This window comes from Streptomyces sp. NPDC004752, from assembly GCF_053601275.1.
Genome location: NZ_JBSGBN010000099.1, coordinates 1 through 23,235, shown reverse-complemented (window position 1 = coordinate 23,235; position 23,235 = coordinate 1). Strand labels below are relative to the sequence as shown.

The following is a 23,235-nucleotide window of genomic DNA, read 5'->3' as shown; positions in this document are numbered from 1 at the left end:
CCGGCGGCGGGGCTCGGCTGGCCGGGCTCCGTCATGGTCACTGCCCCCTTCGTCGATCCCGCACCCGCTACGGCCCGCGCCCCAAGCCCGGCCCCAGTCCCCCCAGTTCCTGCGGTAACCCCGCTCATGCCGCCCTCCGAGACTCACCCGGAAGCCGCTGCAAAACCCCCGCAAGGCTGCGAGCCGTAGCCGCACGGACCATGGCAGGCCCGGCCCCCTCGCCGGCGGCGGGGCTCGGCTGGCCGGGCTCCGTCATGGTCACTGCCCCCTTCGTCGATCCCGCACCCGCTACGGCCCGCGCCCCAAGCCCGGCCCCTGTCCCCCCAGTTCCTGCGGTAACCCCGCTCATGCCGCCCTCCGAGACTCACCCGGAAGCCGCTGCAGGACTCCCGCGAGGCTGCGGGCCGTGGCCGCCCAGCCGCCGAGCGCCGCCCGGCGGCCCCGCGCGGCGGCCTTGAGGCGCCGGCGCACATCGGCCTCGCCGAACCAGCCGCGCAGTTCGGCGGCGAGCGCGGCGGGGTCCTCCGGCGGGACGAGGATGCCGGGCACTCCGCCGTCCGGTGCGCGGCCCAGCGCCTCGGGCAGGCCACCGACGTCCGTCGCGAGGACCGGGATGCCACGGGCGAGCGCCTCGGTCACCGCCATGCCGTACGTCTCGGCGTACGAGGTGAGGACCATCAGGTCGGCGGCGGCGTAGCTGGCGTCGAGGTCGGCGCCGGAACGCGGGCCCGCCAGGTGCAGCCGGTCGGTCAGGCCGTGCCGCTCGATCAGGGACCGCAGATGGTCGACGTACACGGGGTCTTGGCGAAGACCGCCGACGCACACGCAGTTCCACGGCAGGTCCCGTACCGCGGCCAGCGCCTCCACCAGCCGGTGCTGCCCCTTGCGCGGCGTCAGCGCGGCCACGCACAGCAGCTGCGAGACGCCGTCGGTGCCTACGGCGAGCGGCGCGATGTCGGCACCGGGCGCGGCGACATGCACCCGCTCCGGGGCGAGACCGTGATGGGAGACGAGGCGCCGGACCGCCCAGTCGCTGGTGGCGATCACCGCGGGCACCGCCCGGAGCACCGCGCGTTCCCTGGCGTCCAGGTCCGCGGCCACGGACGGTTCCAGGCCCGTCTCGTCCCCGAGCGGCAGATGGACGAGGACCGCGAGCCTGAGCCGCCCTGCCTCGGGGACCACCGTCTCCGGGACCCCGCAGGCGACGAGGCCGTCGAGCAGGACCACCGAGCCGTCCGGCAACTCCCTTAGCGTACGGGCGAGTTCGTCGCGGGCGGCGGCGCCGGGGCGGGGCCAGGCGCCGTCCACGGTGTGCCGGGTGACCTGCCAGCCGAAGCCGGGCAGGTCCAGGCACAGCCGCCGGTCGTAGGCGTTGCCGCCACTGGGCGAGGCCGGGTCGTCGACACCGCCCGGCATGACGAAGTGCAGGGTGCGCAGGGACATGGGGATGATCCCGACGTTCTTCAGGGCCGCGCGCTGCGCGGGCACATAGGTCAGGGACGGTGCCCGCCCGATGGTCGTGTCGGTCACAGGCCACGCTCGTAACTCGCCCAGGCGACATGCGATTCGTGCAGGGTGATCGTGACGCCCGCCAGGCCCCCCGCGCCCTCGCCGAGGGCGCCCTGGTGGATGCGTGCGACGAGCCGGTCGGCGATCACCTTGGCGAGGAACTCCGTCGAGGTGTTGATGCCGGCGAAGTCGGGCTCGTTGTCGAGGTTTCTGTAGTTCAGCTCGCTGACGACCGCGCCGAGTTCCCGCGTGGCCAGGCCGATGTCGACGACGATGTTGTCGTCGTCCAGCTGCTCGCGGCGGAACGTCGCGTCCACGAGGAACGTGGCGCCGTGCAGTCGCTGCGCGGGCCCGAACACCTCGCCGTGGAAGCTGTGGGCGATCATGATGTGATCGCGGACGGTGATGCTGAACAACGGACGACCCTCCATGTGCGGCGCGTCTGGTTCCCCCCGCCGACCAAGGCCGGGGGATGTCATGTAGTACGGCTCTTCGTTTCCCCGTGTTCAGTCGGCGCTCACGCTTTTTCTCAGGTCAGGCGTATCGGACCCGGTGGCACAGCGCCGGGATCTCCCCGCTCGCGAGCCTCGGCATCAGCTGCGGCAGCTCCTCGAACGCGCTTTCTCCCGTGATGAGCGCGTCCAGGGCCGGATCGGCGAGCAGGTCGAGGGCGAGGGCCAGCCGGTCGGCGTAGCCGCGGCTCGCGCGGCGGGCCGGGGAGAGGGAGCCGACCTGGCTGCTGCGGACGGTGAGCCGCCGGGAGTGGAACGCCTCGCCGAGCGGCAGGGTGACGCGCCGGTCGCCGTACCAGCTCAGTTCGAGGACCGTGCCCTCGGCGGCGAGCAGGCCGAGGGAGCGGGTCAGGCCCTGCTCGCTGGCGCTCGCGTGGATGACCAGGTCGCAGTCGCCGAGCGCGTCGTCGGGCGCGGCGAAGTCGATGCCCAGGGCCTCGGCGGTGGCGGCGCGTGCCGGGTCGGTGTCGACCAGTTGGAGCCGTACGCCCGGGAAGCGGGCCAGCAGAGCGGCCACCGAGCAGCCGACCATGCCGCCGCCGACCACCGCGATCCGGTCGCCGATGAGCGGTGCGGCGTCCCACAGGGCGTTGACGGCGGTCTCGACGGTGCCGGCGAGGACGGCCCGCCCGGCGGGCACCCGGTCCGGTACCGGGGTGACCGCGGTCACCGGAGCGACGTAACGGCTCTGGTGCGGATACAGACAGAAGACGGTGCGTCCGGTCAGGGTGTCCGGGCCCTGCTCCACGACGCCCACGTTGAGATAGCCGTACTTCACCGGGCCGGGAAAGTCGCCCTCCTGGAACGGCGCCCGCATCACGGCGTGTTGGCTCTTCGGAACCTTGCCGCGGAACACCAGGGTCTCCGTGCCGCGGCTGACTCCGGAGTAGAGCGTGCGCACCAGGACCTCGTCCGCGGCGGGCTCGGGGACGGTGATCTCGCGCAACTCCCCGTGGCCCGGCGAGTTGAGCCAGAACGCACGCGCGGACCGGTTCATCGGCATCCTCCTGAACGATCGGGAAGTTGTTCACGTACCGAGATGTGCACAGGCCGCGCACAGTACGCGGCACTGATCGACTCTGTCACTCGGCCGGAGGGTGTGCCGTGGCCCTGAACATCACTGACGACGCGAGGCTGGTCCAGCAGGAGACGGCCGTAGGAGCGGGCGTGCAGATCCTGCTGCTGGTCCTGCTGGGTTCGGTGTTCGGCATGGGGCCGGCGGGCTGGCTGACGGGGCTGGCGTTCGCGTTCGCGACCTGGGCGGTGCTCTCCCGGGCGCTGTACCGCTCCCGGCTGCGCTCCTTCGGCCCGGCCAACCGGGTCACCCTGGGCCGGGCCACCCTGGTCGGCGGGGTGACAGCACTGGTCGCGGACTCCTTCGCGAGCGCGCCGCCGCTCACCCTGCTCGTCGGCCTCACGGCGGTGGCACTGATCCTGGACGGCGTCGACGGCAAGGTCGCCCGCCGCACCGGTACGTCGACGGCGCTGGGCGCCCGCTTCGACATGGAGGTCGACGCGTTCCTGATCCTGGTACTGAGCGTGTATGTGTCGACGCGGCTGGGCCCGTGGGTACTGCTGATCGGCTGTATGCGCTACGCGTTCGTCGCGGCGGCCCGTGTCGCGCCGTGGCTGAACGCCCCGCTGCCGCCGTCGTTCGCCCGCAAGACGGTCGCCGCGTTGCAGGGCGTCTGTCTGCTGCTGGCGGGGTCGCAGCTGCTGCCGCTCGCCGCCGATTTCGCCGTGGTGCTGCTGGCACTTGGCTCGCTGGTGTGGTCGTTCGGCCGGGATGTCTGGTGGCTGTGGCGGACCACACGGCTCACCGTCCCGGACACCCTCGCCCCGAAGGTACTGGAACCGGCCGGGCGGTGACCGGTTCGGCGGACCCGTGGGACGCCCACGCCGGGCATGGCAGCAGGGCGGGCGAGGCACGTATGGAGGAGGGGTCCTCAGCCCTGTGTGGCGTGCCGCCAGGGACGGACGAAGTCGTGGAGGCTCTGCTGCGCGGCTGGGGCGATCAGCGCATCGTTGACCGGCGTGCCGACGGGGTGAAGGAGATGGTCGAGTCCAGGGAGGACCCGCAGTCCTGGGCCGGTGGTGCGGGCGGCGGCAAGGGCCGACAGCAGAGAAGGCATGGTCCGGCAGGGCACATTGGTGTCCTCGGTGCCGCAGGTGACGAGCGTACGCGTGCCGTGCGCGATGCCTCGGGCGACGGACGGCGGGTAGAGGGCGTCATTGCTGCGGACGAAATCCGCGTTGACCGGTCCGAACATGCCCTTGAGGAGGGAGGAGAGGGACGGCAGCAGCCCCGAGGTGTCGACCGGGCGCTGGGCGCGGAAGTCCGAGATGGCCCTGGCCACGCCGTGGTTGTTCGACCACGCCTGCTGCGCGGTGAGTTGCCCTGCGGCGACCGCCCGGTTCAATTCGGCCGCCAGCTGGCGGCGGACCAGGTCCAGCAGCCGCATGTTCTGCGGGGCGATGAGCGCGAGCCCGGCGGGCTTCGGTTGTACGGCGCGGTCGACGAGCAGTGCTTGCAGGCCGCCCTCACTGTGCCCGACCACCAGCAGCGCGTGCGAATCGGCTTCGGGCTGGGCGCGCAGCGTGTTGTACGCGGCCACGGCCTGTCGCGTGTAGGCGGCCATGTCAGGAGCGCTGGTGCGTCCGCCCAGGCCCGTCCGCCCGGTGCCGTACTTGTCGAAGCGCAGGGTCATCACGCCGTCGCCGCCGAGGACGTCGGCCATGAGGGCCAGGGTGTGGGGAGTGAAGCCGGGCGGCTCGTCGCCATTGCGGTCGGTCGGGCCGCTGCCGGGAAGCAGCAGCGCCGCGGCGAGCCTGTGGCCCGCGCGGTGGGCGGGTATGTGCAGCGTGCCGTACGCGGTGGTGCCGTCTGCGGTGAAGTGGACCTCACGGTCCACGGCGGGTACGAGGGCGGTCCGGGGCGTCGCGGACGCCCAGGTCGTTCCTGACACCGGCCCGGCCGTGACGACGGCGACCGCCACTGTGAGCGCCGCGATCATCCTGCTGCGCCGAAGGGTGCGTAGACGCATGTGTTCTCCTCATGAGCTGAAGTGGTGAGAGAGGGTGAGAGGACCGGGGATGGTGGTGTGCCGGTGCGGAGTCAACACGCCCTGGCCGGACGCCTGATCAATGACCCGTCGGCCGTCGGCGAACGCACTCAGTGGACGAGGAGCAGCACGATGAGCGCGGGGGCCAGAATGAGCCCGAGCAGCAGCACGACACCCAGCGGGTTGCCCAGGTTGACGGTCCAGCCGATGCCGAACCGCTTTTGAACAAGCAACGCGGGATCGGCCCGGTTGACGTATACCGAGCCGAGCAGACGCCAGTACTGGTCATCGTCGCGCCGCACCATGCCGGTGTTCTCCTCCGCCACCGTGCCGTCGTGCGCGGGCAGTCGGCTGCCGCCCTGTCCGGTGCGGACAGCGATACCGATCGCCACGGCCAGCCCGGCCAGGATGGGCAGCAGTATCAGGGCCGGCGATACCCGCTGGTCCGCGTGCCACATCCCCCAGGCCCCGGCGAGCAGCGCCAGGTCGGCGAACGCCGCCAGCAGCAGAAGGGAGATGGCGGTACGAACCGCGAAGCGGCGGTGGCTGCGGGCGGAGTCGGCCGGCCGCGCCGGGTCGAGATCCGCGCGGGCCCGGAAGGACAGCCAGGTCAGCGCCAAGAGCAGCACGGTGAGCGCGGCCTGCACGAACACCGGGAAGAATGCGGTGCCGATCGACCTGGCGGCGAAGCGGTCAGCGCTTCCGGAGCCGGTGAAGTGCACGGGAATGCGGTCCGGCAGTGACGGATAACGCAGGACGCCCACCACCGTCGTACCGATGCAGACGAGCAACGCGGGGACGGCCCACATCCAGGGCAAGCGCTCCGGATCGGTGCGAAGCGCCGTGTCCGCCACCACGCCCTGCCGCAGCCCGCCGTACCAGTCCTCACGCCGCTTGACCGCCATGACCGCCACCCGTGCCCGGCTGTAGGCCACCAGGCAGGCGGCAACGGTCAGCAGGGGAATGACGCCAGGCATGTCGAAGCGGAACACGGAACTCACCAGGACTCCGACCGTGATCAGCACCGCACCGGACACGGCGACCTGCCGGCGGTACTGCCTCCGTTGCTCGGCGATCTCTGGGGCGTCCGCCCGCGCATCAGGGCTCCGTACCCCGAAGGGCAAGGTCGGACTGGTCAGCGACGGCAGCCACCACGCCACTGCCGCAAACACGGCAGGCATGAACACGTTGGCCAACACATCTGCACTGTTCATGACGCTGAATCTCCTTGCTCTGCACCGGGGTTCGCGCGCCGTGAAGCGGGCGCGGGTGACGTGAACGAGGTGAGTACGGAGCGGCAGCTGTCCAGTACCGCCGGGTCGCCGGTCCCGTGGGCGACCGCTTCGGCGAGCAGGGTGCGAAGCCGGGTCTCCCACTCGGCGGTGAAGCCCGGTTCTGGCGGACCGCTGCGGGTGTCGCGCTGCACCAGGGCGCCGCTCTTGCGGTTGACCCGCAGCAGTCCTTCGCGTCGCAGTAGGTCGTATGCCTTGTTCACGGTGTGGAAGTTGATGCCCAGATCTACGGCGAGCTGCCGCGTCGAGGGCAGCGAGCTGCCTTCGACGAGCTGACCGGAGGCGATGGCCTCGACGATACGGTCCCGGATCTGCTGGTAGATAGGCACCTCGCTGTCCATGTCGAGGCTGAGGATCATGTCCCGCTCCCACTGTTGCTCTGTTATAGCTTTTATAGAACACGAGGTGGCGTGAGGGCAAGGGAGATCGGGCCCAGGCCGGTTTCCGTTCGGATGTTCCAACCGGGGTCGCAGTCAGTGCCGGACCCTCAGTTGCGCCTGCCCGACGCAAGGTCTGTGTCGTCCAAAGCGGCTCGCGCCGCCGACGTGAAACTGCCGAGGCGCTCGGAGACCATAGTCACCTCGACGGCGTGACGTTCAACGAAGTTGACGTTGCGATCCGGGGCGCCCGAGGAGTCGCGCCAGGCGAGAAGAGTCGTCTGCATCGAGTGGAGCCCCAGGTGGACGCTGTGGGCAGCCTGCTCCACCGACTCGGGCCCCTCGACTGCGAGGCCGGCCCAAGCTGCCTGCACCAGAAGCAACTGATCTTGCGCGATCTGGAGTCGCCGATCAGCCTCCGCCGTATCCGGGGAATCGCCTATCAGGGCTCGTGCGGCCATCTTCAGAGCGCTGCGCGACTCGTTGGCCGGGGCTAGGAAGGCGCTGTACGCGTCTCGCCGAAGTTGTCTGCGCCACTGGGAGTGCTCGACCTTGGCCTGCCCCTCCAACTGCCGCCGAGTCGACCCACTGGAGATCGCTGACGCCGCAACCGTGCCGAGAACGCCTACCGTTGCACCGAGCAACGCTGCAAGTCCCTGGTCCACACACGGGATTATTCACGGGATGCGAAGTCCTGAAAGCCGGTCTGGCCCAGCGCCGTTCGCCGAACTCCTCCCCCCACCCCGGATCCCCAGCCGGGACAAGACGAACCGCGGATCCCCGCTCGTTGCTCCCTGACCGCTGCGCCGATCAGCATCTGCGTCCCTTCGCTCTTGCTGAGCTGATCCGCGAACTCGGTGTCCCCACCACCCCGCCCGGGACGCGGAGATCCACCAGGAGAGAGGGGTGGCCGGTGAGTGAGTCGGGCGGTGTCAGCTTGCTTCGTTCGGACGAAGGTCAGCGTCATATCGATGCCTTCAATCTCGCCGAGCCACTGCTCCTCCTCGGCTCGCTGCTTTCCGTAGCCGCGGGTGGTTTTGCGGTGCCGGACTTCGGGCCCGGCCGCCGTAGCCCGCCCGCGGCGGTCACCGCCAGCGCGCCGAGCAGGGCGAGCAGCGCCGCGGGGGCGAGAACGGCCCAGGGCGCGCGTTCCGCGTAGGGCTGGTTCTCGGCGAGGAGTTGTCCCCATTGCGGGGAAGGCGGCCCGGCGCCGAGGCCGAGGAAGCCCAGGGAGGCCAGGGCGAGGGCGACGCCGGGCAACCGGAGCAGGGCGTGCCGGACGACGGGCGGGAGCACGGCGGGCAGCAGATGGCGGTGCAGCAGGTGGCGGCCGCCGGCGCCCAGGGCGCGGGTGGCCGCGATGTGCAGGGTGGCGCGTTCCTGCCGCAGCAGGGCGGCGGTGTGCGCGGCGAGCGGCGCCCAGGCGACCGCGGCCACGGCGAGCGCGGGGGTGCCGGGGCCGTCGCCCGCCACCGCGGTGACAAGGAGCGCGGCGAGGACGGGCGGTACGGCGTTGACGGTGTCGACGAGCGGTCCGGACAGCCCGGGCAGCGCTCCGAGCAGGACCCCGACGACGAGGGCGGCGGCGCTGACGGCGAGAGCGAGCAGCAGGGTGTCGAGGGTGCCGTGTGCGACGCGTGCGAGCAGGTCCCGGCCGAGCGCGTCGGTGCCGAACGGGTGCCGCGCGGAAGGAGGTTGGAGCCGCTCGCCGGTGTTGACGAGGAGCGGGTCGCGGGGCAGGCCGAGGGCGACGGTGCACAAAAGCGCCGCGCCGAGGACGAGGGGCAGGGCGGAGCGGGCGGGCGGCGCAGGCCGGTGCAGGGTGCTGAGGGCACCGTCGCACAGGGCGGGGCCGATCAGCAGCCGGGCCGCGAGGCGGGCGACGCCCGAGGCGGCGGCGCCGAGCAGCAGCAGGGCGAGGGCACCGGCCTGGAGGACGGGCAGGTCCTGGGCGAGGGCGGCCTGCAAGGTGCTGCGGCCGAGGCCGGGGATGTCGAAGATCTGCTCGACCGCGACGGCGCCGCCGGTCAGCCCGACGACGAACAGCGCCGCGTTGGGCAGCAGTTGGGGCACACACCGGCGCAGCGCGTGGCGGGCGATGCGTCGGCCGGGCAGTCCGCGGGCCGCGGCGGCCCGCGCCCAGGGTTCGTGGAAGGCGCCCGGCAGCAGATCGTCGAGGAGCCGGCCGAGCACGGCGCCGACGGGCAGTCCCAGGGCGAGCGCGGGCAGCACCGTCCAGCGCGGCCCGTACCAGCCGAGGGCGGGCAGCCAGCCCAGATGGACGCCGACGACGGTGGCCAGGACGGAGGCGATGAGGAACTCGGGGAACGCGGCGAGCACGGCGGAGCCGGTGCCGCCGGGCCGGTGCCGCCCGCGCCGGTACAGGGTGCGGGCGCACACTACGGCGGCCGTGCAGACGGCGACCAGGCCGGCGACCGCCATCAGCAGCAGCGAGATGGAGAGCGCCCGAAGGACGTCCGGGGCGACCTCGGCGCCGGAGATCCACGACCGTCCGGCGTCGCCCCGGACGAGCCCGGCCAGCCACTGCCCGAGCAGCGGCAACGGGCCTCGCTCCAGCCCGAGTTGGGACCTGATGTCGGCGAGCACCTCGGGGGTGGGCGCCCGGTCCTGGGTGCGGGCCTTGAGGACGGTGAGCGCCGGGTCGGTGCGCGTCAGCCAGGGCAGCAGGCCGATCCCGCACAGCAGGGCAAGGGCGAGACCGGCCCGCCACAGCACGCTCTTCACGGGTCAGCGCCGGGTGCCGGTGCCGACGAGGGTCCGCTCGTACGGGTCGAGGAGCACGCCCTTCACCGAGGTGCCGACGCCAGTGATGACGCGCTGGTGGACGAGGGGTACGACGGCGTCGGTGCCGAGGATCGCGGCCTCGGCGGCAAGGGCGGCGCCCTGCCGTTCCACGGTGTCGGCCGTGGCCTCGGCCTCGGCGACCGCCCGGTCGACGTCCTTGTCGCACAGCCGCGCCAGGTTGTGGCCGCCGTCGCAGCCGTAGTCGGCGGCGAGGACGGCGACGGGATCGCCGGTGTCGACGAGGCTGTTGCGGGCGAGGACGAACGCGTCGAACTTTCCGGCGAGCGCGTCGCCCTCCAGCCGTGCGTACTCGCGCACCACCAGTCGTACCCGGAACCCGGCCCGCTCCAGTTGTTGCTTCAACACCTGGGCGGCCTCGGGGAGTTCGGGCCGGTTGTGGTAGGTGGCCAGGGTGACGGCGGCGCCGTTCGGTCGGCTCGGGCGGGCCCGGCCGACGGGTTCGAGGTGCTTGCCGTCGGCCCAGGTCACGGCGGGCCCGTACAGGCCGGCGCCGGGGTCGGCGTGTGATTCGTAGACGTCCTCGGCGAGATCCGAGGTGTCGACGGCCGCGCGGGCGGCGGCCCGCAGGGCGGGGTCCTCGAACGGGCCGGAGGCGCTGTTGAGGAGCAGGCTGGTGGTCCGTGTGGTCGCGGTCTCGCGCCGCGTCGGCCCGTCGAGGCCGGCGGCCTGGGCGACGGGGATCGCCTCGGCGATGTCCGTCTCGCCGGTGCGCAGGGCGTTGGCGCGGGCGGTGCCGTCGGCGATGAACCGGACGTCGATGCCGGGCGCCTGGGCCAGGCCGCCCCAGTAGTCGTCGAACCGGTCGAGGGTGGCGGCGGTGGCGCCGGTGACCTTGGTGAGCGCGAAGGGGCCGGTGCCGGTGCCGAGGGGGTCGACGTCGCCGTCCGGCCCGTACGCCTTCTGGGACAGGACGGCGAGGCTCGGGCTGGACAGTCGCAGTGGCAGGATCGGGTCGGGCCGGCCGGTGGTGATGCGCACGTTCCGGCCGCCCTCGGCCGTGGCGGTCAGCGTGACGCCGGACAGGGCGGCGGGTGCGGGTCTGGCCTCGGTGGCGTGGGTGAGGGCGGTGACGACGGCGGCCGGGGTGACATCGCCGCCGTCCTGGAAGGTGGCCTCGCGCAGCGTGAACACCCAGGCGCGGTCGCCGTCCTGCCGCCAGGACCGGGCGAGCGCGGGCGCCGCGGCCCCGTTGCCGTCCAGCGCGGTCAGCCCCTCGGTGACCCCGAGCCGGCTGAGGATGGTGGCGTCGGCGCCGTACGGGGTGAGCCGCTCGGCGGGCGGGAAGGCGAGCGCGACCCGGAGCCGCCGGCCGTCCTTCGCGTCACCTTCCTGTGCGTCCCCGCCGGAGGCGAAACACCCGGCCAGGACCGGAGCGAGGAGCACACCGCAGACCGCCCGCATCCGGCGCGGGCGGCGAGGGGGAGCAGGGGAACGGAGCCGCATCGTTCACCGGCCCATCGGTATCTCGAAGTGCACGATCCGCTGTCCCCCGCCCGGGTCCGCACGCTCGTCGTGCACGACCGTCCCGAGCGACCGCCAGAACGCCTCGGCGCCGGGCACGGCCGGGTCGGTGTGCAGATACACGGACCGGTAGCCGCCGTCCGCCGCGGCGAAGGCCAGCAACTCCCCGACGAGCCGCCGGGCGAGCCCGCGCCTGCGATACCCGGGCCGCACATACACCCGCCGCAGCTGGGCGGTCCGCCCGGACGGGTAACGCGCGGCCAGCCCCGACGGGTTGGGCGGATGCGCGGGCCCGCGCGAGTCGAGCGCGGCGGTCGCCACGACATCCCCGCCGGACGCCTCCACTGCGACGAGCAGCGTGTGCCGCTCGGGGACGACATAGGCCCCCACCGGGTCCACGATGTCCTCGTGCCACCGGGACACGTACCCCGTGCCGAAGTCACGGTAGACGGTGTCGAGCATCACACCTCGAACCCCTCCGATGTCCTCCGGCCCCGCACTCCTGATGATGATGTCACGCACTTGCACATCATATGCATTAAGCCTGGGCGTCGATCACCCCGCTCCCCCGGGGCCGCCGGGGCCGCCGGGTCTGGAGGACCTGTGACAGAGACGGGGCCCGGTGACACGCGCGCACCGGGCACCGATGGGTCATACGGTCTCCGACTCAGCGTCCGAGAGCCATCCACACGAACTCGGCCCCCGCTTCGACATCGAACGCGAGCCCGGCTGCTGCGGGCCGCTTCGAGTCTCGGACGAGAACGGCTCCGGGGGTTGCGGCGACCTCGACGCACTCGCCGCCCTCAGCGCCGCTGTAACTGCTCTTGGTCCAAGCGGTTTCGGGCACAGCCGCCTTGCTGTGCTGCATGCTCATGTGTCTCCCCTCATCGAAGACCCCTTCGGACACTCGACGGGCCGGGCGCGGACGGCGGCGGGGCTGCCGCCGCCGTCCGCCTCGGGTCAGCGGGCCCGATCCGGCGACCCGGGTGCCGGCGCGTAGCCGGCGGGGCGGGTGGTGAAGGTGCCCCGGCCCTGGGTGCGGCTGCGCAACCGGGTGGCGTAGCCGAACAGTTCGGCCAGCGGCACGGTGGCCGTGAGTACCGCCGCGCCGCCCCGGGCCGCGGATGCGGTGACCCGGCCGCGGCGTGCCGCCAGGTCGCCGAGCACCCCGCCAACGGCGTCCTCGGGCACGGTGACCGTGACCTCGGCGACCGGCTCCAGCAGGACCAGCGCGCAGGCGCGCAGGGCCGCGCGCAGCCCGAGCCGGCCGGCGGTGCGGAAGGCCATCTCGGAGGAGTCCTTCACATGGGTGGCGCCGTCGGTCAGGGTGACCCGCAGCCCGGTCACCGGGTGCCCGCCGAGCGGGCCCTCGGCCAGGGCGTCCCGGCAGCCGGCCTCGACCGCGCGGATGTACTCCCGCGGCACGCGCCCGCCGGCCACGGTGGAGCGGAACTCGAAGCCCAGCGTGCCCGGTTCGCCGGCCGACGGCGCCACGTCGAGTACGACATGGGCGAACTGCCCGGCGCCGCCGTCCTGTTTGACGTGCCGGAACACCAGCCCGGACACCCCGCGGACGACGGTCTCCCGATGAGTGACCCGCGGGCGGCCGACCGCGACGTCGGGACCACCGTCCCGGCGGATCTTCTCCACCGCGACCTCCAGGTGCAGTTCGCCCATGCCGGACAGCACGGTCTGGCCGGTCTCCGGGTCGGTCCGCACCACCAGTGAGGGGTCCTCCTCGGCGAGCCGGGCCAGCGCCGCCGCCAGCCGTCCGGCGTCGGTGCCACGCCGGGCCTCCACCGCCACGGACACCACCGGGTCGGCGGAGGCGGGTGGTTCGAGGACCAGCGGGGCGTCCGCGGCACACAGGGTCGAACCGGCGCGGGCGTGCCGGAGGCCGACGAGGGCGACGATGTCACCGGCGACCGCCCGGTCGAGCGGGGCGTGCCGGCCGGCCATGACCCGCAGGATCCGCGCGACGCGCTCGGTGCGCCCGGTGCCCGGGTCCCACACGGTGTCTCCCTTCTCGACGGTTCCGGAGTAGATCCGTACGTAGGTCAGCCGCCCGGTGGCGGTGGCGTTCACCTTGAACGCCAGTGCCGCGAACGGGGCTTGGGGGTCGGCGGCCCGCGTCTGCCGCGTCCCGTCGTGCGTGCCGCTTACGGCGGGCACGTCCGACGGCGCGGGCAGATAGCGGACGACCGCGTCCAGCAACGGTTCGATGCCGCGGTTGCGGTAGGCGGCACCGCACAGCACGACCACGCCGTCCCCGCTGTGGGTCAGTTCGCGCAGGGCGGCGGCCAGGGTCAGAGTGGACACGGCCGAGTGCAGACAGAACTCCTCCATCGCCGTGGGGTGCAGTTCGGCGACCGCCTCCTCCAGCAGCCGGCGCCGCTTTCGGGCTTCCTCCTCCAGTCCCGGGGGCACCGGCCCCTGCGTGGCACTGCCGTCGCCGTCGGCCCACACCAGGGCGCGCATCCGCAGCAGGTCGACCACGCCGGTGAACGCGTCCTCCGTGCCGATCGGCAGCTGCAGGACGAGCGGGGCCGGGTGCAGTCGGTGCCGGATCGACTCGACGGCCGCGTCCAGATCGGCGCCCGCGCGGTCCATCTTGTTGACGAAGGCGAGCCGCGGTACGCCGTGCCGGTCGGCCTGCCGCCACACGGACTCGCTCTGCGGCTCGACCCCGGCGACGGCGTCGAACACGGCGACCGCGCCGTCCAGCACGCGCAGCGAGCGCTCGACCTCGTCGGCGAAGTCGATGTGGCCGGGGGTGTCGATCAGGTTGATCCGGTGACCGTCCCAGGCGCAGCTGACGGCCGCGGCGAAGATGGTGATCCCGCGGTCGCGCTCCTGGGGGTCGAAGTCGGTGACGGTGGTGCCGTCATGGACCTCGCCGCGCTTGTGGATGGTCCCGGTCGTGTACAGGATCCGCTCGGTGACGGTGGTCTTGCCTGCGTCGACATGGGCGAGGATGCCCAGGTTGCGGACGGCGGCGAGGGAAGTGTCGAAGGTGAGGTGCGGTTCGGTGCGCACGGCCCGATGCCTTTCACGGATGGTGGGTGAGGAGCGGCGCGATTCCCCGTGCACCGGCCGCCCGTCGGCCGACGGGCGGCATACGGCATACGGCATACGGCATACGGCATACGGCATACGGCATACGGCATACGGCATACGGCGGTGTACGTCGTACGGGCGGCACGCGTCCACGGCCCCCTGAAGGGGCGGCGATGCGTGCGGCGTTCAGCCGTGGGTCACGGGGTCCAGTGCCGGCCGCGCAGCGGGCACCGGGCGGCCGGGGACACCAGGATCACGTCGTAGCGGGAACGGGGAACGGCGCAAGCAGTGCGGGCGGGCACGGCCGGGCTCCCCTCTGTCGTCCTGTGACGTCCTGTGGCGTCCTGCGGTCACGGCGGCGCGCCGTCCGGATCGGCGGCGCGCGGTCGTGGCGAGTGTAGGGAGGACGGGGAAGCGGGCGCATCCGATTTACCCACGGGCCGACCGCATCCCGGTGGGAACGCGGCGGCGTCACAGCCGTATTCGACGAGGATTCCCTGGATTCCAGGTTTCCCCGGATTCCAGCGTTCCCGGGTTCCCAGATTCCCGGGTTCCACCGGACGTACCGCGGAGTCCCTTTCGATCCCATTCTTCCGTCATCTTCCGCCGTCCTCCGCTGCCTTCCGCTGTCTTCTGCCGCCTTCCGTGATCTTCCGTGATCCTCCTCGAACCAGCCCGAACTCCCGGAATTCGCGGCCGCCGGGGCCCGCGGGAGGGTTCGCGACCGGTCTTCCGCGTCCCGGCCCTACATTTTCCGGACATTCGTCCGACGGGATTCGGCAAACCATCGGTGACCGGCGCGCCGATTCCCGGCCGATGCGCCGGGCCACCGGCGCTGACCGGGGGAAACCGGTGCAGCAACGGCATCTGGCCGAAAAGTGCGGTCAACGCCGAGGAGGTATCGGCATGTTGTGTCCTACCCCTTCCGGCTTGGGCGCGGCGTGGCGCCGTGTACGACATTGCCCGGGGTGCTGGCGGATTGCCGGATCGAGAATGTGGACTTCCGGTGAAGTGCCGCTCATGGCCGAGAAACTGGTACTCACGCGCGAAAACCGCACGCCGCGAAGGCCACGGACAGTGGTGTGTCCGGATGGCCGGTGGACGCCCTTTCGCTGTGCGCACCCGCCTAATCTGTTCGGCAGGCAGCCTCTGGGTGACACGTAAGCGGACGGATTGGAATCGATTGGACACGCAGAAGTCGCGGACGACGCCGTTCACCGTGCTGCACCGGATGACGTTGGTCCCGGCACCCGCGCTCATCCTGATCGCCGGGACGCTCTTCTCACGTGTCGGCGACTCGCTCGCCTCCCTAGGCATGGTGCTCGACGCGGCGCACCGGGACGTCCCCGGCGGCGTGACGGAGGTGTTCCTCGCCGACCTCGTGCCCACGATCGTCGCCGCTCCCCTCATCGGCTCCCTGGTGGATCGGCTCAGCGCCCGGGCCGTGTGCCTGTGGGCGCTGGTCGCCCAGGCGCTGACGCTCGGCGTGGCCACCGCCGTCGACGCCTTCCATCTGCGGGTGGCGCTGATCGCCGTGGCCGGGCTGGCCGGTGTGGCCTCGGTGGCCGCCGGCTTCAAGATCCTGCCCGTGGTGGCCGGGGAGAAGTACACGGGCCGGGCCAACAGCCTGCTCACGGCGGGTCTTTCGGCCGCGGGGCTGCTCGGTCCCGCGCTGGCGGGCTTTCTGCACTCCGTGTGGGGCACGTCCGTACTGCTCGGCGCCGACGCGGTCTCGTTTCTCGTCCTGGCCTGGTGCACCGCGCTGGCCGTGCCCCGGTCCGCCGAGGTGACGCTCGGGCGGCGACCCGCCGCGAAGCTCTCGGACGGCTATCAGGCGCTGCGGCACGCGCCGGTCGTGGGCGTGCTGCTGCCCACCCTGGCCGCGGCGATGCTGGCCACCAGCATCGAGGTAGTCGCGGGCGTCTACTATCTGCGCGACGTCGCCGACGGCAATGACACCGTCTTCGGTCTGTTCCTGGCGACCTGGGCGCTGGGCAGCGTCCCCGGGGCGCTGCTCGCGGGCCGCGCACGCTGGGCGAACCGGCATACCTCGCTGATCCTGGGCGGGGTGCTCGCCATCTCGCTGGGACTGCTGTTCGCCGGGATCGTCCCGGTGGCCGCGGTCATCTTCCCGCTGTTCCTGCTCGGCGGCTTCGGCAACGGCGCGTGCAACGTCGGGCTGCGCAACGCGGTGCACACGCGTGTGCCCACCGAGGTACATGGCAGCGCCTGGGCCTGCTACCAGGCGCTGTCCCGGTCCTGCATCGGCCTCGGCTATCTGCTGGGCACGCCCAACAACCTGGTCTCCAGCCGCGGCCAGGTGATCATCTCGGGCGCCATACCGTTGGTCTTCTCGCTGTGGGCGATGCTGGTCACGACACGACGCAAGCAACCGGCCCTCGGCGAGCTGCCCAGCTGACACCCGCCGACCGGGCCCGCACACATGGCCGCCCGCACCTGCCGACCGGCGCCAGGCATGTGGGCGGCCAACACCCAACAGCCGAGGCCAGGCATGTGGGCGGCCGAGCCCCGCCCGGTTCACACGTGCGAGACCGTCACCGACGTGGCCACCAGACCCCGCCGTACCGCCCAACGCCCGTCGAAGACGGTGACCCGACGGCCGTTCAGGAGCGGCCCGGGGACAAGGAGTGCCGCGCGGAAGACGCCGTACGGGCCGCCGCCGGGGTCGGGGACGATCTCGATATCGGCCTCGGCGAAGTCGAGCCACTGCCGGGTGAGCGGGAACCACGCCTTGTAGACGGACTCCTTGGCGCTGAACAGGAGTCGGTCCCCGTGCACGCCGGGCCGGGCCGCGGCCAGTTCGGTCAGCCGGCGCCGCTCCTGCGGGAGGGACACCGACTCCAGGATGCCGTCGGGGAGCGGGGCGTGCGGCTCGGCGTCGATGCCGAGGGAGGCGAGGTCGGTGGCGCGGGCCAGGGCCGCGCCGCAGTAGCCGTCGCAGTGGGTCATGCTGCCGACCAGACCGGCCGGCCACCGCGGGGCGCCGCGCTCGCCGCTCACGATCGGCTGCGCGGGCACACCCAGCTTCTCCATGGCCTGCCGGGCGCAGGCGCGCACGGCGGAGAACTCTCGGCGCCGTTTGGCCACGGCCTGGGCCATGAGCGCCGCTTCCTCGGGGTAGAGCGGGGCTTCCTCGATCCCGTCGTCACCGTGCATGTCCACGGCCACGACCGAGTCCGGGAGCAGCTCCTCGATCACCGGATCCGACCTCCATCGGCAGAATTCGGCGCAGTCGGCCGGGCGGGCCCGGACGCTTGCGCCACTCACGGGGATAGCCCACGGACACCTCTTCGAAGCGTACGCCCTCCAGCCAGGTGGTCCGCGGGATGTGCAGATGGCCGTAGACCATGGTCTCGACCCGGAACCTGCGGTGCCAGTCGGCGGTCAGCCGCGTGCCGCACCACATGGCGAACTCCGGGTGCCACAGGACGTCCGTCGGATGCCGCTCCAGCGGATAGTGGTTGACGAGCACCGTCGGCAGCCCGTCCGGCAGCTCAGCGAGCCGACGCTCGGTCTCGGCCACCCGCGCCCGGCACCAGGCCTCGCGGCTCGGGTAGGGGTCCGGGTGCAGCAGGTACTCGTCATTGCACACGATGCCCGTTGTGTGCGCGTAGGCGAGCCCCTCCTCCTTCGTGGCGCATCCGGTGGGCAGGAACGAGTAGTCGTACAGCAGGAACAGCGGCGCCACGGCCACCGGGCCGCCCGGCCCCTCCCACACCGGATACGGGTCCTCCGGGCAGGTCACGCCCAGCTCCCTGCACAGCGCGACCAGATGTTCGTAGCGCGCCACTCCGCGCAGCGTGACCTCGTCCTTGGGATGCGTCCACAGCTCGTGGTTGCCCGGGACCCACAGCACCCGGCTGAACCGGTCCGCCAGGGTCTTGAGGACCCAGCGGATGTCGGCCACCGTCTCCGCGACATCGCCCGCCACGATCAGCCAGTCCGCATCCGACTCCGGACGCAGACCGGCCACGAGGGCCCGGTTCTCCGGATATCCCACGTGCAGGTCACTGATGGCCAGCAACCCGCCGGTCCTCCCGGCCGACGAATCCACCCGTCATCCCTCCGATCAAGCGACGGCTCCACCAGACCACGTCGGACGCCCGCCGGGCAAGGCCCGCCGGGATCAAGCCGGCACGCGTCGCGGCGGGAACTCACCGGTGACCCGGGCGGTCCGGCCGCCGGCCGGGTGCATGGACCCGCGGGTTCCGGACCGGGGTGAACGGGCCACCCACGACATACGGCATCGCCGCCCGACGCCGCACCAACAAAGCCCGACGCCGCACCGACCAAGCCTCTGGAGCACGCGCGGGCGTCGGCGCGACAGTCATCGTGACCACGGACGCAGGACACGTACCACCACGAACATGACCCCACCCGGCCTCACGCGGCCCGCCGGATGATCCCACCCGCCGACTCGGACGAGGACGTATATCCGATCGCGTGATCCGGAGGCGGGATGGCACGCTGCCTCCATGACGCACGCGGAGGTACTGCTCATCGGAGGACGGGCCGGAGTCGGCAAGACGACGGTGGGGTGGGAGGTGTCGGCGTTACTGAGGACCGCCGCGGTCCCGCACGCTGTCATCGACGGCGACTTCATGGGACAGGTGCATCCGGCCCCGGAGGGCGACCCGCACCGCGCGGAGATCACCGAGGCCAACCTGACCGCGGTGTGGGCGAACTTCGCCCGGCGCGGCTACCGTCGCCTCCTCTACACGAACACGCTGAGTGTGCTGCCCGAGTCGACGGGGATGTTCGAACGGGCCCTGGGTCCCGGGGCACGGATCGTACGGGTCCTCCTCACCGCCTCCGACGCCACCACGCGCGAGCGGCTGGTGCGCCGGGAACTCGGCTCCGAGCTGCACCAGGAACTGGAGAACAGCGCCCGCAAGGCCCGCCTCCTGGACGAGCAGGCCGCTGCGGAGACGGTACGGCTACCGACGGACGGCCGCACCGTCACGGACATCGCCCACGAGGTACTGACCAGCACGGGCTGGACCGGCTAGCTGCACCCTGCGGGCCGAGTCACGCAGCCGGAGGATCGGTCAGCGCAAGGCACCCTCGACACCGCAGAGGGCGTGACCGTACGGCAGCCGTCCACCGGACGTTTCGTCCGCCGTCTCGACGTCCGAAGCATGGGCGGGTTCATCCGGTCCGTACACACCGTACCCGCCGGCGGCCTCGTCCTCAGCGCGGGTACGGACCATGTGATCCGGCTGTGGGACCTGGCCTCGGGCCAGTGCGTCGGCCGGCTCGAAGGCCACGGTGCGCCGTGGCGTCGGTGCACATGTCCGCCGACTGGCAGCACGTCCTGGCGGCGGGCTCCGACCGGCAACCTGTACGTCTGGGACGTCGGCTGGGAGCTGTCCGCATCCGGCGAGGACACGGATCCGTAGCCCCGTACCGCCCCGTACCGCTCCCTACCGGCCAGTCCCTCCCCGACGGACCCTCGCCTTGCGAGCCACCCCGCCGTTGACGATCGACTCCTTGCGAGGGGGGTCATTGTCAGTGGCGGCTGAGAGGATCGGCAGCATGACGACTTTGCTTCTCACTGACATCGAGCGAGCCATGCGCAGCAGCTGGAGTGCCGACACATGCACGCCTGAGTTCCGGCCGCATTGGACGCCGGACAACCCGGCCCGGGATCAGTGCGGTGTGACGGCCATGGTGCTGAACGACCTCCTGGGAGGGGAGCTGATCCGCGGCGAAGTCCATGTGAAGGAAGAACGCGTGGACTACCACTGGTGGAACCGCCTCGGCATGGGCATCGAGATCGACCTCACCCGGGAGCAGTTCCGGCCGGAGGAGATCGTCACCGGAGGCATCGTCATACCTCGCCCTCCCCTCTCCGAGTGGCGCAGGCTGCGCGAGGAGTACGTACTCCTCCGCGACCGTGTCCTGGAGAAGCTCAACCAGGAGCGCGAAACGGTGTCCGCTTCCGCGGCCGGACGGTGACAGAACGGCCCAGTGTGATCATGGATGTCCAGGACCTGTTGCGCTTGAACGGCATCTCGAAGATCCGGGAGAACAGCCATGCCGCGCCTAGCGAAACCGGCAGGCCCAGGATCATCGTGAACCAGAATGTGGGCAGGCCGGCCGACACGAAATGCGGGGCCACTCGGCGGATTACGGCCATGACGATCGGCAGATGGATCAGGTAAAGGCTGTAGGAGAAGTCACCGAGGCCGCGAACGGGCCGCATGGTCAAGAGCCGTATGAGGACGGCGGGTCTGCCGGTGGCGACCGCGGCGAGAAGCATCGCCATGGCAGGAGCGACGGCGAGATCCACCCAGAAGTAGTGGTGCACCGTCCAGACAGAACCCTGGATGACACCAAGAGCCAGGACGGGCAGGGCGGCCAGGACAGTGAGCCATCCCCATGGCAGGCGTTGGACCCTGTCCGACGCAGTGACCACTCCAGCGCCTATCACGCCTGCAACAAATACGGGAGCGAGATGCGGAGCGAGCCAGTTGTCACCCTCCACGGGGTTTGCGTCAACCGCCATCAGCCCACGGGCGATCACCGGAAGCGTCACGCACGCGACCAGGACCGCCGCGCCCCACCGTCGCCGGACGAACAGGAGAAGGGGAAAGAGGAGATAGAGCTCGGTCTCCACGCCGATCGACCAGAAGGCACCATTCGGTGTCGGGGCGCTGACCATGTCCTGAACGACCAGGCCGTACACCAGAATTGACTCGCCGGTAGGTGGCCCGAAGTGCGAAGCCGGCACCACGAACCACGAAATGATCAGGCTCATGGCCAGTGCCGCCCAGTACGGAGGCAGGATGCGCCAAGCGCGTCGACGCAGGAACCGGCCGACGCCGCCCGACCGCCAGCCGTGACCCGCCGGGGAGATCGCCAGGGAGAATCCGGACAGCACCAGAAAGAAGACGACGGCAAGGCGCCCGAACATCAGCCCGTCCAGCCATGGCGGCGCCGAACTGTCGGGATAGCCGGGGAAGGTGTACAACCAGCAGTGAAACAGGACCACATACAGTGCCGCCAGGCCCCGGAGACCGTCCAGGCCCGGCACCTGCCGAGGGAGGTGTGCCCCGCTCGCCCTCTCCTCCCGGCCGACGGGGGCGGCCACATCGAGAGCGCTGCCGACCGGATGGCTCGCATCAACTGAAATCGTCTTACCTCTTCCTCCGGGCACCGTCCCAGCCGACCCGCCTCCCTGGTGGTACGCCGGGCAGCACGGCGGCGCCGTCCACGGTGACTGGTACGTGGCCTCCAGCCGAGCTGCTCAACGAACGGGCCGACGCGATCCGCGTGTCGCGGACGGCGAGTACGTGCCTCGCCCTCAGCGCTGCCGTGTCACTCCCGGGCCCGGCTCCCGGGCGGGCCCGGCCGAGGCCCGTCAGCCCACCCGTTCGATCCAGTCGCTGCCGCCCAGCGGGTAGTCGTAGCCGGGACGGCCGACGTCGGCGCTGGTGCGGAACGGGGTGCCGCTGTTGTCGATGTGGATGGTCCCGCGACGGCTGCCGCTGGACCAGTCCAGGGTGAGGTCCCAGCGGACGTCGTGCGCCTTGGTGTGGGCGGTGACGTAGAAGACCTCCGGGTCGGACTCGCTGACCTTGTACGGGAAGTCGCGCTGGCCGTTCTTGATGGTGACCGTGGGGCTGCCGTTGTCCAGGTCGACGTCGAACGACTTGGTCTCGACGCCGCCGCCGCAGCCGACGCCCATCGAGTAGTCGTTCCAGGCGAGTGGCGCGCCCTTGGCGACGACGCGTACGTGCAGCGCCTCCAGGACGACGGTGTCCGCTCCTGTGCCCTGGACGGTGAGAGCGACCCGCTGTTCGTCCGAGGAGACCGCACCGTACGCGGCGGCCCAGCGCGGCGCGTCCTGCTCGCTCGCGGGCGGGCCGACCTGCTCGGGTTCGCTGTCGACCAGGAAGCGCTGGCTGCACGGGCTGTCGTAGACATAGGGGCGGGTGCCGACGGTGAGCGGGATGCCGACGGTGCCCGTGCCGCCGCCGCTGGTGCCGGCACCGCCGCCGGTGGGCTCGGCCGTCGCGCCCTGCTTGCCGCCGCCCGGGGCGCCGGACCTGGTGGCGGAGGCGGACGCCGACGCGGACGGTGTGCGGCTCTGCCCGCTCGGGGACGACGCGGCGGTCGGCTCCTTGGCGTCGGCCGCGCCGGTGATCATGGTGGTGTCGCCCGCGTACCGGCCCCCGGCATCGTCCCCGCCCCCGCCCGACAGTGGACGCACGACGAGCACGACAGCTCCCAGTACGGCGGCCACCGCGGCGGAGGAGATCAGCACGGTACGACGGCGTCGTAGCCGCGCGGGCCCTCGTGCGACGCCGACGACAACCGGCTCACCGGGCTCACCGGGCCCGCCCGACTCACTCGGCTCACTCGGCTCGGCGTGCCGGTCCCGTCCATGCGATGCCGCGTCCTGTCCATGCGATGTCGCGTCCTGCCCGTGCGATGCCGCGGGGCGAGCCGGGGCCGTTCCGGTGTCCGCCGTCTGCGGCGCACCGGCCGCGGGAGCCGCCCCGGCCGAACCGGCTTCCGGGGGCGAATCCTTCGCCGGGGTGGAATCGGCGGGGGTGCCGGTGGTGCCGCCCGCCCCCGCCCGCATCGCCGCCGACTGCTCCGCCCTGCGCCCCCGTGCCGCGTCCGCGAGGATCCAGCGCCGGTGCAGTTCCACCAGCTCCTGCGGTGTTGCCCGGCACACCCGTGCGAGACGTTCCACCGGCGCGTACTCATTGGGGACGGCGGTGCCGTTGCAGTAGCGGTGCAGCGTCGACGTGCTCATGTGCAGCCGCTTGGCCAGCGCCCCGTAACTGAGTCCCGAACGGTCCTTGAGCTCCCGCAGCAGCCTCGCGAACCGCTCCGTCTCCCCGGCCTCTGCCGCCCCTGACACCCGTTCCTCCCTCGCACCGTGTCCCGTTCGAGCGTTCCAGGGGAACTATATTCCCCCTGCTCAGAGCCTGTTCCGGCGTTCCAGCGTCCCCAACTGCCCGCCGTATGTGGCGACTGGGACGGAGCACCCCACAAGCTCCAGTCATCCAAGCACCACACCCACCCGAACAGCGAAGGGGCACGGCACCATGTCCGGCATCCGAAACTCCCGTACCCGTCTCATCGGCGCCGCCGCCACCGTCGT

The 23,235-nt window shown here is 71.9% G+C and carries 21 protein-coding genes; 5 read left to right on the top strand and 16 right to left on the bottom strand.

Translation table 11 applies throughout. The features are described 5' to 3' along the window. Positions 1 to 345: 345 nt before the first annotated feature. The 3 genes from ACWEKM_RS32595 to ACWEKM_RS32585 all read right to left on the bottom strand — a co-directional run bounded on the left by ACWEKM_RS32595 (position 346) and on the right by ACWEKM_RS32585 (position 3,018). On the bottom strand, positions 346 to 1,530 hold the full coding sequence (locus tag ACWEKM_RS32595) for a glycosyltransferase family 4 protein (RefSeq protein WP_451624863.1): 1,185 nt from the start codon (positions 1,528 to 1,530) through the stop codon (positions 346 to 348). Then, the gene (locus tag ACWEKM_RS32590; RefSeq protein WP_451624862.1) at positions 1,527 to 1,925 is read right to left on the bottom strand and encodes a 6-pyruvoyl trahydropterin synthase family protein; all 399 of its coding nucleotides are present in this window, start codon (positions 1,923 to 1,925) and stop codon (positions 1,527 to 1,529) included. Before ACWEKM_RS32590 ends, ACWEKM_RS32595 begins: the two co-directional genes overlap by 4 nt. A 118-nt stretch (positions 1,926 to 2,043) precedes the next feature. Continuing rightward, on the bottom strand, positions 2,044 to 3,018 hold the full coding sequence (locus ACWEKM_RS32585) for a zinc-dependent alcohol dehydrogenase (protein WP_451624861.1): 975 nt from the start codon (positions 3,016 to 3,018) through the stop codon (positions 2,044 to 2,046). A gap of 107 nt (positions 3,019 to 3,125) precedes the next feature. Between ACWEKM_RS32585 and ACWEKM_RS32580 the strand changes: the two genes are divergently transcribed. Then, positions 3,126 to 3,890, top strand: a complete 765-nt coding sequence (locus ACWEKM_RS32580) for a CDP-alcohol phosphatidyltransferase family protein (protein ID WP_451624860.1) — start codon at positions 3,126 to 3,128, stop codon at positions 3,888 to 3,890. A 77-nt stretch (positions 3,891 to 3,967) separates the two neighbouring features. Here the strand turns inward: ACWEKM_RS32580 and ACWEKM_RS32575 are convergent, their stop codons facing one another. The 9 genes from ACWEKM_RS32575 to fusA form a co-directional block, all read right to left on the bottom strand. Continuing rightward, positions 3,968 to 5,065, bottom strand: coding sequence for an alpha/beta fold hydrolase (locus ACWEKM_RS32575; protein ID WP_451624859.1), 1,098 nt, complete (start codon positions 5,063 to 5,065; stop codon positions 3,968 to 3,970). 128 nt (positions 5,066 to 5,193) lie between these two features. After that, the gene (locus tag ACWEKM_RS32570) at positions 5,194 to 6,297 is read right to left on the bottom strand and encodes a DUF1648 domain-containing protein (RefSeq protein WP_451624858.1); all 1,104 of its coding nucleotides are present in this window, start codon (positions 6,295 to 6,297) and stop codon (positions 5,194 to 5,196) included. Next, the gene (locus ACWEKM_RS32565; RefSeq protein WP_351563506.1) at positions 6,294 to 6,734 is read right to left on the bottom strand and encodes a GntR family transcriptional regulator; all 441 of its coding nucleotides are present in this window, start codon (positions 6,732 to 6,734) and stop codon (positions 6,294 to 6,296) included. The genes ACWEKM_RS32570 and ACWEKM_RS32565 overlap by 4 nt, the downstream gene beginning before the upstream one ends. A gap of 128 nt (positions 6,735 to 6,862) precedes the next feature. Then, positions 6,863 to 7,417 carry a hypothetical protein gene (locus tag ACWEKM_RS32560; RefSeq protein ID WP_451624857.1) on the bottom strand — a complete coding sequence of 185 codons (555 nt, stop codon included), beginning with the start codon at positions 7,415 to 7,417 and terminating at the stop codon, positions 6,863 to 6,865. Between the two features lie 298 nt (positions 7,418 to 7,715). Beyond that, complete coding sequence (locus tag ACWEKM_RS32555) at positions 7,716 to 9,497, bottom strand: ABC transporter permease subunit (protein ID WP_451624856.1); 1,782 nt, start codon at positions 9,495 to 9,497, stop codon at positions 7,716 to 7,718. 3 nt (positions 9,498 to 9,500) lie between these two features. Then, complete coding sequence (locus ACWEKM_RS32550; protein WP_451624872.1) at positions 9,501 to 10,979, bottom strand: ABC transporter substrate-binding protein; 1,479 nt, start codon at positions 10,977 to 10,979, stop codon at positions 9,501 to 9,503. A gap of 45 nt (positions 10,980 to 11,024) precedes the next feature. Continuing rightward, entirely contained in the window at positions 11,025 to 11,561 is a 537-nt protein-coding gene (locus ACWEKM_RS32545; RefSeq protein WP_451624855.1) for a GNAT family N-acetyltransferase, read from the bottom strand. Between the two features lie 145 nt (positions 11,562 to 11,706). Next, on the bottom strand, positions 11,707 to 11,913 hold the full coding sequence (locus ACWEKM_RS32540; protein ID WP_451624854.1) for a DUF397 domain-containing protein: 207 nt from the start codon (positions 11,911 to 11,913) through the stop codon (positions 11,707 to 11,709). Between the two features lie 86 nt (positions 11,914 to 11,999). Then, positions 12,000 to 14,075, bottom strand: coding sequence for an elongation factor G (gene fusA, locus ACWEKM_RS32535; RefSeq protein ID WP_451624853.1), 2,076 nt, complete (start codon positions 14,073 to 14,075; stop codon positions 12,000 to 12,002). Positions 14,076 to 15,279: 1,204 nt separating this feature from the next. Between fusA and ACWEKM_RS32530 the strand changes: the two genes are divergently transcribed. Beyond that, complete coding sequence (locus tag ACWEKM_RS32530) at positions 15,280 to 16,515, top strand: MFS transporter (RefSeq protein WP_451624852.1); 1,236 nt, start codon at positions 15,280 to 15,282, stop codon at positions 16,513 to 16,515. A gap of 119 nt (positions 16,516 to 16,634) precedes the next feature. Here the strand turns inward: ACWEKM_RS32530 and ACWEKM_RS32525 are convergent, their stop codons facing one another. Together ACWEKM_RS32525 and ACWEKM_RS32520 are read right to left on the bottom strand one after the other, a co-directional pair. Beyond that, positions 16,635 to 17,315 carry a 4'-phosphopantetheinyl transferase family protein gene (locus tag ACWEKM_RS32525; protein WP_451624851.1) on the bottom strand — a complete coding sequence of 227 codons (681 nt, stop codon included), beginning with the start codon at positions 17,313 to 17,315 and terminating at the stop codon, positions 16,635 to 16,637. After that, positions 17,263 to 18,171, bottom strand: coding sequence for a metallophosphoesterase family protein (locus tag ACWEKM_RS32520; protein WP_451624850.1), 909 nt, complete (start codon positions 18,169 to 18,171; stop codon positions 17,263 to 17,265). The genes ACWEKM_RS32525 and ACWEKM_RS32520 overlap by 53 nt, the downstream gene beginning before the upstream one ends. Positions 18,172 to 18,592: 421 nt before the next feature. Between ACWEKM_RS32520 and ACWEKM_RS32515 the strand changes: the two genes are divergently transcribed. The 3 genes from ACWEKM_RS32515 to ACWEKM_RS32505 all read left to right on the top strand — a co-directional run bounded on the left by ACWEKM_RS32515 (position 18,593) and on the right by ACWEKM_RS32505 (position 20,075). Next, on the top strand, positions 18,593 to 19,126 hold the full coding sequence (locus tag ACWEKM_RS32515; protein WP_451624849.1) for a hypothetical protein: 534 nt from the start codon (positions 18,593 to 18,595) through the stop codon (positions 19,124 to 19,126). A gap of 72 nt (positions 19,127 to 19,198) precedes the next feature. Then, positions 19,199 to 19,516 (top strand): hypothetical protein, encoded by a 318-nt coding sequence (locus ACWEKM_RS32510; protein ID WP_451624848.1) that lies wholly within the window; start codon positions 19,199 to 19,201, stop codon positions 19,514 to 19,516. Positions 19,517 to 19,652: 136 nt separating this feature from the next. Next, positions 19,653 to 20,075: a YunG family protein gene (locus tag ACWEKM_RS32505; RefSeq protein ID WP_451624847.1), complete on the top strand. Its 423-nt coding sequence runs from the start codon at positions 19,653 to 19,655 to the stop codon at positions 20,073 to 20,075. Here ACWEKM_RS32505 and ACWEKM_RS32500 read toward each other — a convergent pair. Both ACWEKM_RS32500 and ACWEKM_RS32495 read right to left on the bottom strand, forming a co-directional pair. Next, entirely contained in the window at positions 20,029 to 21,153 is a 1,125-nt protein-coding gene (locus tag ACWEKM_RS32500) for an acyltransferase family protein (protein WP_451624846.1), read from the bottom strand. The genes ACWEKM_RS32505 and ACWEKM_RS32500 overlap by 47 nt on opposite strands. Before the next feature lie 327 nt (positions 21,154 to 21,480). Then, the gene (locus ACWEKM_RS32495) at positions 21,481 to 22,992 is read right to left on the bottom strand and encodes a helix-turn-helix domain-containing protein (protein WP_451624845.1); all 1,512 of its coding nucleotides are present in this window, start codon (positions 22,990 to 22,992) and stop codon (positions 21,481 to 21,483) included. Positions 22,993 to 23,235: the final 243 nt, after the last annotated feature.